The organism is Terrirubrum flagellatum, assembly GCF_022059845.1.
In the GTDB taxonomy this organism is placed as follows: domain Bacteria; phylum Pseudomonadota; class Alphaproteobacteria; order Rhizobiales; family Beijerinckiaceae; genus Terrirubrum; species Terrirubrum flagellatum.
This window is the reverse complement of the sequence record NZ_CP091851.1, coordinates 1,961,964-1,973,653: the sequence shown is the minus strand read 5'-3', so window position 1 is coordinate 1,973,653 and position 11,690 is coordinate 1,961,964. Positions and strand designations below refer to the sequence as shown.

The window sequence follows — 11,690 nt, the reverse complement described above, 5'->3', positions numbered from 1 at the left end:
TTATATCCGGGCGCGGCCGCCATGCGGCCGCGCCTCTGGCGGATGTGCGCGGCGGTAATAAAACTTTCGCGGTTCGTCGCTAGAAGCGCGACGAGGGGCGTACCACCATGAGTTTCTTTCGCAATCTGTCGGAAGAGCAGCTCGTCATTGCGATGCTGGCTGTGAGCGCAACGATCCTGTGCGGCTTCGGCGGCGCCGTCTGGGCCGCGCTGCGCTTCGCAGCCTGACGCGCTGAATTCGTCAGTCCTGGGTCGGACGCTTCGTATCGACGAGCGAAGCGCTGACCCAGCCTTCGGCGCCTGATCCGATCACGCGCACGCGCACCCATTCGCCGTTGCGCGAAATCTCCGCGACCTTCTGCCCGGCGGGCATGCGATCGACGAGCTTGCCTTTCGCGTCGGCGGTTTCACGCAATGCGACGCGGGAGCCGCTGACGAAAAGAGTTTTCACGGACGCGATGGAGCCGGTCGTTTCGACGGGTTTCGGTTTTGGCAGCGCGGCGGTGATCGGCTTCGGAGGGGCCCATGGGGCGACCGGAATAGAGGCGACTGGCGCGGGTTGGGGCGCTGCAGCGATCGGAGCCGGCGCGACGGGCGCCGGAGTCTGAGCGATTGGGGGCTGGGCGATTGGCGCCACGGGCGTGGCAGGCGGCGCGATCGGGACTGTCTGGACCTGCCGGACCGGCGGCGATGAGGAAGAGGCGGCGCTCGCAACGTCCGCGGGCTTGGCGCGCGTCGGGGCGCCGATAACGCCCAATCCCATCAGAGCCGCAGTCCCGCATGCGGCAAACGAGATGGCGCCTGCAACGATGACGCTCGTGCGCATGAAGTCCTCCAGTTACGCATCAACCGATCGCACAGGAGAGTCGTGCGACAAGCAGACGGTAACTGAGTCTTGGTAAAGAAAGGCTTGCGCATCGGAGCGCGACTTCCGCGCCCGGTTCACTCGCAGGAAGGAAGTAAGCAGCGAGCCTACAACATTTTGCGGCGCGTCCGAGGAGCAAACTATATTTAGGGCTCGCGCTTGTGAACTCGACTGATAGTGTATACGTTGCCTATTGAGGCCGCGTTCGTCGTCGCTAACAAGCGCAGACCCTGAGCGGCACCCCTCTTGGACAATATACTTTTTTGCGCTGAAGCACGCCCGTTGCTTCAGCGCCGGCGAGCTTTTGTCTGAGCCTCGGCGAGGCTCCCTCGCCGGGGACAATTCGTCTGAAGGACCTGAACATGATTTTGAATCTGATTTTCGCCGACGAACCCTCCACCAATCCGCCCGCCAAGCCGACAGAGCAGCCGGCGCCGACGAAGCCCGACGAAAAGAAGTAACGGCCGGGCAGGCTCAAGTCTGCTCGACGTTCAAGCTGCGGCAGGGAGGAGTTATCCCTCTGCCGCGATCCTCGCTCCGAAGAAAGGTCACGTTCGATGGGGGAATTCGGGAATTCAGTCGGCGATCCGCAAGCAATGTGGCGGTCGAAGGCGCTCTTGGTCGTCAGATGGAGCAGCGCTATCGTGGCGCTTCTGTTCATCGGCTTCCTCTATACTTTCAAATACACGACTTTCTTTGGGCCCCTGCCGCAATGACTGGGCGACGCCTATGAGCGCAGAACAGCCCGACGCACGCCGGCGACGGCGAAAGTCGCTGGCTCCGCAGACCATGCATCATCCCGCGGGGCGCGGGTCAGCGTGTGAAAGACTGGGGGCGTATCTCGATCGCGAGCGAGAGCGAATTCTGTCGCTGCCATTTTCGCATTCGCGTCAATATGCGCTTCTCGACGTCATCAGCCTGATCAATCATTCCGAGTCGTTGAAGCTCTTGTCGCCGCGCGAGGCAGGTCGCCTCTGTCGCGATTGGATCACGCGTTATTGCGGTGGCCTCGAACGCCAGCTTCCCCCTGAAGAACGCGCGGGCCTTGCAGCTCTCCAGGCGCAATGGCGGCGCGCGGATCAACTGCGGCGAATTGAGGATTTTCTCTGGCTGCCCGTCGAGCGCTTGCAGTTTGCCGCGCAACGCGTGCGGCGCGCCGTCCTCCGCCGCCTTTAGACCGAGGGTTTCACAATGTCAGCGCAGATCTCCATCAGCCCCCGATTCGGCTATTTTATCGCGGCCTTCATCGCTTCTTATGTGACGCTCATCGCCGTGCTGATCTTCGGCATTCGCTCGTCCATCAATTGAGCTTGTGAACGCCGCCAGCGTCGCTCCTCGCACCAAAGGCGACACCGCAGCGGTTGTCCGCTGGGAATGAACAGGAGAATGATATGCGACAGCTTCTTCGCTTTGGAAGGCGTGTCCCTCTTCCTTCAACCAGGCAGATCAAGCGCGACCTGGAAACAAGCATCGCCCTGGACGCAGCCCGCAAGCGATGCGCGATTGCACGCGGACTACCGGAAACCGCGACGTGGGACGATATCGAAGCTCGCCCGCTGTTGGCGGGGCCTCGGCTTGGCTGACCTGCGGCGGCGCGACTCCTGGTTTCCCCGAGCCGTCGAACTCGCCGTCTGTCATCGTTGATCGATCAGATATCCAGCATCCCATCCTGCGCGAACGCCGCGCGCTCCTGGATGAAGGCGAAACGCGCCTCGGGCTTTGATCCCATCAGCCGCTCGACCATGTCGGTCGTTTCGTCGCGCTCCTCATGCACCACCATCACCTTGAGCAGCGTGCGCTTCTTCGGGTCCATGGTGGTTTCCTTGAGCTGGCCCGGCATCATCTCGCCAAGACCCTTGAAGCGGCCGATCTCCGGCTTCTTGTTCTTGAAGGTGGTCGCGAGCAGCTCTTCCTTGTGCGCCTCGTCGCGCGCATAGGCGGTGACGCCGCCATGCGAAATGCGGAAGAGGGGTGGGGCGGCGAGATAGAGATGGCCCTGGTCGATCAGCTTCGGCATCTGCCGCCAGAAATAGGTGATGAGCAGCGACGCGATATGAGCGCCGTCGACGTCGGCGTCAGTCATCACGATGACCTTGTCGTAGCGCAGATCATCGTCGCGATAGCCTGACCCGACGCCGCAGCCGAGCGCCTGCTGGAGATCGGCGAGCTGCTGATTGGCGGTGACCTTGTCGCGCGTCGCGTTGGCGACGTTGAGAATCTTGCCGCGCAGGGGGAGCACCGCCTGCGTCGCGCGGTCGCGCGCCTGCTTGGCCGAGCCGCCGGCGGAGTCGCCTTCGACGATGAAAAGTTCGGAGCCTTCCTGACCGGCGTTGGTGCAATCGGCGAGCTTGCCTGGCAGGCGCAGCTTCTTCACCGCGCTCTTGCGCGCCACTTCCTTCTCGGCGCGGCGACGCAGCCGTTCGTCGCAACGCTCGACAGTGAAGTCGAGCACCTTCGCCGCCTGTTGGGGCGCAGCCGCGAGCCAATGATCGAAACTGTCGCGGATCGCGGCTTCGACGATGCGCGAGGCCTCGACGGTCGCGAGCTTGTCCTTGGTCTGGCCGACGAACTCCGGCTCGCGAATGAACACCGACAACATGCCGGCGGCGCAGACCATGACGTCGTCGGTCGTCACCTGCGCCATGCGCTTGGATTGCCCGATGCGCTCGGCATGGTCCTTCAGCCCGCGCAGCAGCGCCACGCGCAGGCCGGACTCATGCGTGCCGCCTTCCGGCGTCGGAATGGTGTTGCAATAGGAGGAGACGAAGCCGTCGTCGCCCGCGAGCCAGGCGATCGCCCATTCGCAGGAGCCGTGGCCGCCGCCGGGCTTCTCGATCTTGCCGGAGAAGATGTTGTCGGCGACGAGGTCTTTGCCTTCGATCTCGCGCGCGAGATAATCCTTGAGGCCGCCGGGAAACCGGAAGACGGCTTCAGCCGGCAGGGTCTCGTAGGGCGCGACGATCGCCGGCGTCGTCTTCCAGCGGATTTCGACGCCGCCGAAGAGATAGGCCTTCGAGCGCGCCATCTTGAACAGCCGCCTTGGATCGAAATGGGCTTTGTCGCCGAAGATCTGCGGATCGGGCTTGAAGCGGACTCTCGTGCCGCGGCGATTGTGGACCTCGCCGAGGTCCTTCAGTTTGCCTTGCGGAAGGCCGCGCGAGAAGCTCTGCTTGTAGAGGCGGCGTCCGCGCGCCACTTCGACTTCCAGCAGCTCCGACAGCGCGTTCACGACCGACACGCCGACGCCGTGCAGACCGCCCGAGGTCTCATAGGCCTTGGAATCGAATTTGCCGCCGGCGTGCAGCGTACACATGATCACTTCGACGGTGGATTTGGTCGGAAATTTCGGATGCGGCTCGACAGGCATGCCGCGACCATTGTCGGTCACCGTGAGAAAGCCGTCCTCTCCAAGCTCCACCTCGATGAAGGTCGCGTGGCCCGCGACGGCCTCGTCCATGGAGTTGTCGATGACCTCGGCGAAGAGATGGTGCAGCGCCTTCTCGTCGGTGCCGCCGATATACATGCCCGGCCGACGGCGCACGGGCTCCAGACCCTCGAGAACGACGATCGAATCGGCGTTGTATTCGGATTCGCTCTGGGTGCGCGGGAGGCCGCCGCCCTGGTTTTTCTTCGTCGCCATCTTGCCTGCTTGGTCGTTCGCCTGCTCTGCGCTGCGGCGGGCCTCTTCGGCTGCTTTGCGCGCCCGCGCAAGCTCAGCCTCCGCCTTCGCCCGAAGCTCGGCTGTAGAGGGCTTTTGAGGCCCTTTGCCGGCCGCAGCGGCCCCGAACAGATCAGGGGCCTCGTCCTTTTCGCCGGCCATCAGTCCTCGCCGAATCGCATCCCGCGAGATTGCCACGGCGCGGGGCCGGAGGGAACGGAATGGCAACGCCGCGGAAGCCTTGTCCCGCGGCGATTGGGCCAGGTCAGGCGGCGAGGGGGCGATCGGCGGCGCAGCGCGCCGCTTCGGCGATGATCTTCTCGGCGCGAAGCCGCGCGGCCTCCCGGCGGTCGTCGAGCCTGGCCTCGTCGATCACGCGCACTGGCACGAGCGGCTCACGATGGCCGCCTTGGGGATCGACGCTGACGGTGGTGCGGCGCGCGACGATCCAGAGAAAGAGAAACATGCCGGCGATGACGAGCACGGAGCCGGGCTTCGTCAACCAGGCGATCTCAGGGATGGGCAGCATGATTCCGGCGATCCCCGGCGCCATCAGCACGACGCCCGCAAGCAGCAGCCCGTAATGAATCCAGCCGAGCCGGCACGCGGCCTCGGGAAACGCGCGATAGAACAGGCCCGCAAGAAACATCGTGACATACCCGACCAGATTGACATGGACATGCACGCCGCGAAGGCGGAAATCCTCGGCCGCCCCCATGGCCGCGCCGAGCAGCATGGCGGCGAGACCCAGCAACACGGACGTGATGAGAAAGGCGCGCGACAGCGCTGTCGCGTGGGCGGAGTTGATCATGGCTTCAACCCATGGATTGCGGGCTTCGTCGCCCTTGAAAAATAGCGGGGAGCGCGCCGCCTCACAGTCGCGCTCGTCGCGTTGAAGGGAGAGGGCTATCGATGCGCAGGAAGGCCGAACGTGCGTCAACGCACATGACGTGACGCGCTCCGCAAATCTCAACGAGTCGTTAAGATTCAAATTTTAACGTTCCGCTCACTCATCTCGCAGGCGAGGCGGTTCGCATGTCACTCACTTTCGACGAGACGAACGCTGCTCCGCAATTCCGCAACGTTGTTTTCGCGCCGGCGGAAGATTTCCACGTTGTCGAGGAAGAAGCTCCGCCAGCGCCGAAGCCGCCGATCGATTGGGGCTGGCGCGGCGTTGGACTTTTCATGGCGCTGTGCGTGTTCAGCGCCGCGGTGCTGACGATTCACTAGGTCGCAAAATCTCGCGACGTTGCGTCAGGTTAATCCCGTCTAATGCTGACAAAACGTCGCATGTGACGGCCGCTTAACCCTTGCTCCTTTTCTGCACGCCGCATTCAGGAACGGTTCAGCCAATTCTCCATAGTTCTCAATCTGCCCGGTCGCGTCTGCGGTCTGGGGCAGGGGAACCGGGGGGATATCCCGATGTCGTGGTTGTCGACGCGCGGCTACGCGGTCGCGTGCGCGGTGTTTGTTGTCGCCTGGCTGCTGCTGAGCGCGCCATGGCTTTCCGGCGCCGTGACAATTCCTTATGACGCCAAGGCGCATTTCCAGGCGCAGCTTCAGTTCCTCGCGCAGGCGATTCACAGCGGGCAATCGCCGTTCTGGGCGCCGAATGTGTTCGCGGGATCGCCGCAGATCGCCGATCCGCAATCGCTGATCTTCTCGCCGCTGCTGCTGCTGGCGCTGATCACATCAGATCCGAGTTTCCGCGCCGTCGACACGACAATCCTGCTGACGCTCTGCGCCGGCGGCCTCGGCGTGATCGGTTTCTTCCGCGATCGCGGCTGGCATCCCGCAGGCGCCGTGGTCGCGGCGCTCGCCTTCGCCTTTGGCGCCTCCGCGGCGTGGCGCATCCAGCATGTCGGGCAGATCGAATCCTACGCCTTCTTTGGCGTGACATCGCTTCTGCTTGGACGCGCGCTCGATCGCGGCTCGATCCTGTGGGGCGCCGCCGCCGGCGCGGCGGCTGGCCTGATGCTGGTGAAGCCCGATCAGGTCGCCTTTCTCGCGAGCTTCATTCTCGCTGGTTACGTCCTCGATCATCTCGCGCGCAATGGCCGCGTGATCGCGAATATCCGCGCGGCGGCCCCCGCACTGATCTCCGCGAGCCTCGTTGGCGCGGCGATCGTCATCGTGCCGGTGCTGATGACCTATCTCTTCGCGAGCGAATCCAACCGCCCCGAATTTTCCTTCGCGGACGCCGGCGCGGGCTCGCTTCATCCCGCCGAACTCCTGACCGCTGTTGTCGGCGATCTCTTCGGCGCCAAGGATCCCAACGTCGATTTCTGGGGACCGTCGAGCAGTTCGTGGAATCCCGGCGAAGTGACGCTCTCGCAGAACATGGGCCAGATGTATGTCGGCGCTGTTCCCGTTCTCGCCTTGATCGTTCTTGGCCTTGCGCGCGGTTACGCCTTTGCGCGCGGCGCGCGGCTCTGGCTCGCGGCGATCGTCCTCATGACGCTTTACGCGCTTGGCTGGTACACGCCGGTCTTTCAGCTTTTCTTCGACTATGTGCCCGGCGTGAACGCGTTCCGCCGTCCGGCCGACGCGACCTTCATGCTTGGCGCCTCGATCGCCATTCTCGGCGGCTATTGCGTGCATCGCCTGATGAGCGACGAGAAACTCAGGCTCGCGATCCGCTCGGATGTCGCGGCGGGCTGCGCGATCGCCGCTCTGTTCGCAATCGCGATCGGCGTCGGCGCGCGCCTCAACCATCTCGCCGTGGCGGCGCTGCCGATTTTCACCGCGCTGATGTGGTTCGCCGCTGCGGCCGCTCTGCTGCTTGTCGCGCGCCATCTTCGCGGTCGCGCCGCGGCGCTTGCTGTGGCCATTCCCGCGGCGCTGCTGGCGGTCGACCTGCATGCGAACAATGGTCCGAATGAATCGACCGCGCTGCCGCCCTCCGCCTACGACATCCTCGATCCCCACACCAAGAACGAGACGATCCGCTTCCTGAAAGAGCGGCTGGCGCAGCATGGGCCGTCCGATCGCCGCGATCGCGTCGAGCTCGTTGGCCTCGGCTTCGCCTGGCCGAACGCCGGCCTCGTGCATGGTTTCGACCATACGCTCGGTTACAACCCGCTTCGTCTCGCAGAATTCGCCGACGCGACAGGCGCCGGCGACACCATCGCGGGACCGGACCAGAAGCAGTTCACCCGCGCCTTCCCGCGCTACAATTGCCGCCTCGCGAACCTGCTGGGCCTGCGCTACATCGTGTCGGGCGTGCCGATCGAGCAGGTCGATCCGCAATATCGCAGCGGCGATCTGATTTTCCTCAAGCGCACGACCGACGGCTACATCTACGAGAATCCGCGCTCCCGTCCGCGCGTGATGTTCGCGCAGAACTGGCGGCTCGCCGATTTCGACCAGATCGTCGACACCGGCCGCTGGCCAGAATTCGATCCGGCAAAAACGGTGCTTCTCGAAAGCGATCCGTCCGCAGAACATCCCCACATCATCTCGCCCGGCGCCTCGCATATCGTGGCGAGCGTGCAGGATCTTTCGGAGATGGCGAGCGCAGTGTTTCCTGACGCGGTGACGGCGCCATCACATGTGCTGATCACGCGCTACGAGAACACCGAGATCGAGATTTCCGTCGACGCCGCGCAAGCCGGCTTCGTGGTGCTGAACGATGTCTGGCATCCCTGGTGGAAGGCCACGCTTGATGACAAGGACGCGCCAATCCTGAAGGCGAACGTGCTGTTCCGCGCCGTGCAGGTGCCCGAGGGCAAGCACACGCTGCGCTTTTCCTTCAAACCGATCGAGGGCGCGATCGCCGAACTCGGCGCGAAGCTCAAGGAAGACGAGTAGGGCGCTTTCGCGCGCAGCCCTTAGGACGGAACCGGATTTCCGCGGGTGGATCGATTTGATCTGCGCTTGCAAAGGACTGCGGCGCCCAAAATAAGCAGGCAGCAGGCCGCATTGGCAACGAACAGCGCCGCGACGCCAATGTCATGTTGATTGACGATGGCGTAGACCGCCGTTGTCAGGTGAGAGAACGCGAACACGCTCCAGGTGACGCACGAAATCGCCTCGGCGCCATGCGGATCTGTCGCGGCTTTTCGCATTTGCGGCGCATACGCCAGAATCCGGACGATGTTGAACGTCGCAAACAACGCGAAAGTCGTCTCTTCCAGAGTCATGCTGCAAGCTCCGTAAGAAGGATGGTTCCCGGATTATTCCGCCTTGAGGCCAAGCCGTCGGATGACCGCGCTCCAACGTGTGGTCTCGTTTGCTTGCAGTTCGGCCAACGCATCGGGATTTGTGCCGAGCACTTCGCTGCCTACCTTGTCGAGGCCGCCGCGCGCCGCAGGATCCGTGCGGAAAGCCTCGCGAACCACGGCTGCGATCTTGAGCGCCCGCTCGGAGGGAAAGCCTGCCGGGGCGATGATCCCGGACCAGCCGAAAAACGAAGGAATGGGAAAGCTGAATTCCTTTAAGGTCGGGACCTGCGGGAAGAGAGGCAGTCGGGTCTCGCCGGTCTGGGCGACCGCCGTGAGTTTGCCTGCAGCCACGACCTCGGAAGCGGCCGAGGCGATGTTGAACATGGCATGGACGCGGCCCTCGATCAGATCGAGCGTCGCCTGGGGAAAGCCGCGATAGGGCGTATGCGCGAGGTCGACGCCAAGCGTCGCCTTCAATTCCTCCATCGCCAGATGGGTGACTGTCCCCGGTCCGATGGATGCGTAGGAAAAGCGGCCGGGATTTGCGCGCAATCGATCAATCCAGCCTGCAAAACTGGCGTCGGGAAACGATTCCGGATGCACAGTCAGCACAAAAGGAGAGCGGTTGAGCAAACTGATCGGCGTGAAGTCCCTCACCGGGTCGTAGGGGATCGCCGGATTGAGGATCTTCGCGGTTGTCGTCGGCCCGCCCAGCACCACGCCGAGCGTGTGACCGTCCGTCGCCTGCGCGACGGCGGTCGCAGCCTGCACGCCGCCGGCGCCCGGGCGGTTCTCGACGATGAAGGGTTGGCCGAACGCCGCCGCCAGATGCGGCGCCAGTCCGCGAACGGCGGGATCGCTTCCGGAGCCCACCGGCTGGCCAACGATGATCCTCACAGGATGACTTGGCCAGCGATCCTGGCCTCGCGCGCCGCTTCCAGCGAAAGACGAAGCACAGATCGAGGCGATCGCTGTCCGGCGCGACATCACGCGCTCGCCAGGTTGCGTGGGGGCAGTTGAGACGACATGCATGAAATCCTCGCGGCGTTGCAATTCACTGGACGCCGCGCAGTCTGCAGACGCCGCCCGGAGAAGTCCTGACACTCCGCTGAAGCTGTGCTGAAATCCCATCGCACCCTTCTCTCGCAGCGCGGATCGAGTATGGACGACCGGCCGTCCCATATCGGTTTTGACGAATTTGTCCTCGATCTCGCGCGCGGCCGGCTGCTGAGCCCCGAAGCCCAGGAAATTCCACTGCGCCCCAAGGCGTTCGACCTGCTGACGGCTCTGGCCATGGCGGAGGGACGCCCGATGACCAAGGCCGAACTTCTCGACACGGTCTGGGCGAATATTCATGTGACCGAAGACAGTCTGTTTCAGGCGGTGCGCGACGCGCGTCGGGCCATAGGCGACGAGAAGGGCTTGCGGCTGCGCAATGTGCCGCGGCGAGGCTATGTGCTTGAAGCCGACTTCCGGCGTGGGTCGCCCGCCGTCCGCATGTCTCAGGAAAGCGCCGCTGCTGCTGCGCGCCCGTCCATCGCCGTATTGCCGTTTCAGACGCTCGGCGAGCCTGGCGATCGTCGTTACATCGCCGACGGGATGGCGGAAGAGATCACGGCCGCGCTGTCGCGCTTCGGCTGGCTGTTCGTGGTTGCGACGATGTCGGCGGCGGTCGCGCAGGTCGAGGCCCGCAGCGCCGCCGAAATCGGCGAGCGGTTGAGCGTCCGCTATCTCCTTGACGGCGGCGTCACGTTTGATGCGGACCGCCTTATCGTTCGCTGTCGCCTCATGGAGGCCGCCTCGGGACGCCATATCTGGCAGGGCCGCGTCGAAAGCGCAGGCGACGATCTCATCGCGCTCTATGACTCCACGACTTCAGCCGTCGCGGCGGCGCTGGAGCCGCGCATTCTACGCGCCGAGATCGAACGCGCGATGCGCAAGGGCACGACGAACCTTGACGCCTTAGACTGCTACCTCAGGGCTCTGCCTGGATATTATTCGCGCACGCCGGCCGGCAACGCTGAGGCGATCGCCTCGCTCGAGGCCGCGCTCCGGCATGACGCGCATTTCCATCTGGCGCGCGCGCTGCTCTCTCGTTGCATCGCCACCACTTTATGGCTGGGGGTCGAGCGCGACCCGTCCGAAACAATTGCCCGGGCTCTGGCGTTGGCGCGAGAAGCGCTCGCCGGCGACAGCGGCGACCCGCTCATCCTTGCGCTTTCAGGCCATTTGATGGGCCTGTTTGCGAATGAGCATGACCAGGCGGAGATCCTGCTCACGCAGGCTCTGCGGCTCAATTCAAACAGCGCGGAGATCTGGCGGCTCGGAGCGTGGGTCGCCACCTTTGGCGGTGAAAGCGATCTGGCGATCGACCGTCTCGCATGCTGCGAAAAACTCGACCCCATCTCGCCGTTGATGGCTGATGCGCAAGCGTGTCGGGCGGCCGCGATGTTCTTCGCCCGTCGCTTTGACGAGGCGGTCGCCGCCGCGCGTCGCTCGATTGCGATTGCGCCGCAGGCGACGACGCCGCGCCGATTCCTGACCGTCGCGCTTTATCATCGCGGCGACTTCGACGATGCGCGCGACGAATTGAATGCCCTCATGCAACGTCAGCCGAACAGCTCCCTTTCGCGGTCGCGCGCCACCAACCGGTACCGTCATCAATGGATGACGGACATGATGATCGCGGGGCTTGGCGCGTCAGGGATGCCCGGGTAGGCGGGCGAGGTCGGGCGGAGGACGCGAAATCGAAAGAAGGCGAGGCGGCGCCTTCGCGCGGCGGCTTGCGAGCAGAATTCCGCGGGCGTACTCTGCTGGCTAAGTGAAAAGCGCCTGCGCTTCAGGCGCAACTCCCGACCGGAGGTCGTCCATGAGTGCGATCGTCAGTTGGCTTTCCGCCTTCACCGCCTGGCTTTGCGGATTGTTTGAGGTCACTCCTGACGATCTGACGAAGGATCGGCGCGGCAACCTGCCGCCGCCGGAGGGCGGGCCGGGCGCATTCTGAT

9 protein-coding genes are annotated in these 11,690 nt (G+C 64.2%); 4 read left to right on the top strand and 5 right to left on the bottom strand.

The genetic code is table 11. The features are described 5' to 3' along the window. Window positions 1–240: 240 nt before the first annotated feature. The 3 genes from L8F45_RS09605 to L8F45_RS09595 all read right to left on the bottom strand — a co-directional run bounded on the left by L8F45_RS09605 (window position 241) and on the right by L8F45_RS09595 (window position 5,333). Complete coding sequence (locus L8F45_RS09605) at window positions 241–825, bottom strand: SH3 domain-containing protein (protein ID WP_342362650.1); 585 nt, start codon at window positions 823–825, stop codon at window positions 241–243. 1,687 nt (window positions 826–2,512) lie between these two features. Continuing rightward, window positions 2,513–4,684, bottom strand: coding sequence for a DNA topoisomerase IV subunit B (parE, locus tag L8F45_RS09600; protein ID WP_425329994.1), 2,172 nt, complete (start codon window positions 4,682–4,684; stop codon window positions 2,513–2,515). Window positions 4,685–4,787: 103 nt separating this feature from the next. Then, a complete protein-coding gene (locus L8F45_RS09595; protein ID WP_342362649.1) occupies window positions 4,788–5,333 on the bottom strand; it encodes a hypothetical protein in 546 nt (181 codons plus the stop codon). Between the two features lie 224 nt (window positions 5,334–5,557). Here L8F45_RS09595 and L8F45_RS09590 point away from each other — a divergent pair, with 224 nt between their 5' ends. Continuing rightward, window positions 5,558–5,752 (top strand): hypothetical protein, encoded by a 195-nt coding sequence (locus L8F45_RS09590; protein ID WP_342362648.1) that lies wholly within the window; start codon window positions 5,558–5,560, stop codon window positions 5,750–5,752. 192 nt (window positions 5,753–5,944) lie between these two features. Continuing rightward, window positions 5,945–8,332 (top strand): hypothetical protein, encoded by a 2,388-nt coding sequence (locus tag L8F45_RS09585; protein ID WP_342362647.1) that lies wholly within the window; start codon window positions 5,945–5,947, stop codon window positions 8,330–8,332. Between the two features lie 20 nt (window positions 8,333–8,352). Here L8F45_RS09585 and L8F45_RS09580 read toward each other — a convergent pair whose 3' ends face one another. Both L8F45_RS09580 and L8F45_RS09575 read right to left on the bottom strand, forming a co-directional pair. Beyond that, window positions 8,353–8,637 (bottom strand): hypothetical protein, encoded by a 285-nt coding sequence (locus tag L8F45_RS09580; protein WP_342362646.1) that lies wholly within the window; start codon window positions 8,635–8,637, stop codon window positions 8,353–8,355. Between the two features lie 60 nt (window positions 8,638–8,697). Beyond that, window positions 8,698–9,672 (bottom strand): Bug family tripartite tricarboxylate transporter substrate binding protein, encoded by a 975-nt coding sequence (locus L8F45_RS09575; RefSeq protein ID WP_342362645.1) that lies wholly within the window; start codon window positions 9,670–9,672, stop codon window positions 8,698–8,700. 174 nt (window positions 9,673–9,846) lie between these two features. Between L8F45_RS09575 and L8F45_RS09570 the strand changes: the two genes are divergently transcribed. Together L8F45_RS09570 and L8F45_RS09565 are read left to right on the top strand one after the other, a co-directional pair. Continuing rightward, window positions 9,847–11,403, top strand: coding sequence for a tetratricopeptide repeat protein (locus tag L8F45_RS09570; protein WP_342362644.1), 1,557 nt, complete (start codon window positions 9,847–9,849; stop codon window positions 11,401–11,403). Window positions 11,404–11,554: 151 nt separating this feature from the next. Next, a complete protein-coding gene (locus L8F45_RS09565; RefSeq protein ID WP_342362643.1) occupies window positions 11,555–11,689 on the top strand; it encodes a hypothetical protein in 135 nt (44 codons plus the stop codon). The last annotated feature ends 1 nt before the right edge of the window (window position 11,690 follow it).

What these genes read in the sequence shown, in the direction of transcription:
- L8F45_RS09605 (WP_342362650.1), bottom strand. Translation starts at nt 825, where the DNA reads ATGCGCACGAGCGTCATCGTTGCAGGCGCCATCTCGTTTGCCGCATGC.
- L8F45_RS09595 (WP_342362649.1), bottom strand. Translation starts at nt 5,333, where the DNA reads ATGATCAACTCCGCCCACGCGACAGCGCTGTCGCGCGCCTTTCTCATC.
- L8F45_RS09565 (WP_342362643.1), top strand. Translation starts at nt 11,555, where the DNA reads ATGAGTGCGATCGTCAGTTGGCTTTCCGCCTTCACCGCCTGGCTTTGC.
- L8F45_RS09575 (WP_342362645.1), bottom strand. Translation starts at nt 9,672, where the DNA reads ATGTCGCGCCGGACAGCGATCGCCTCGATCTGTGCTTCGTCTTTCGCT.
- L8F45_RS09585 (WP_342362647.1), top strand. Translation starts at nt 5,945, where the DNA reads ATGTCGTGGTTGTCGACGCGCGGCTACGCGGTCGCGTGCGCGGTGTTT.
- L8F45_RS09590 (WP_342362648.1), top strand. Translation starts at nt 5,558, where the DNA reads ATGTCACTCACTTTCGACGAGACGAACGCTGCTCCGCAATTCCGCAAC.
- parE (WP_425329994.1), bottom strand. Translation starts at nt 4,684, where the DNA reads ATGGCCGGCGAAAAGGACGAGGCCCCTGATCTGTTCGGGGCCGCTGCG.
- L8F45_RS09570 (WP_342362644.1), top strand. Translation starts at nt 9,847, where the DNA reads ATGGACGACCGGCCGTCCCATATCGGTTTTGACGAATTTGTCCTCGAT.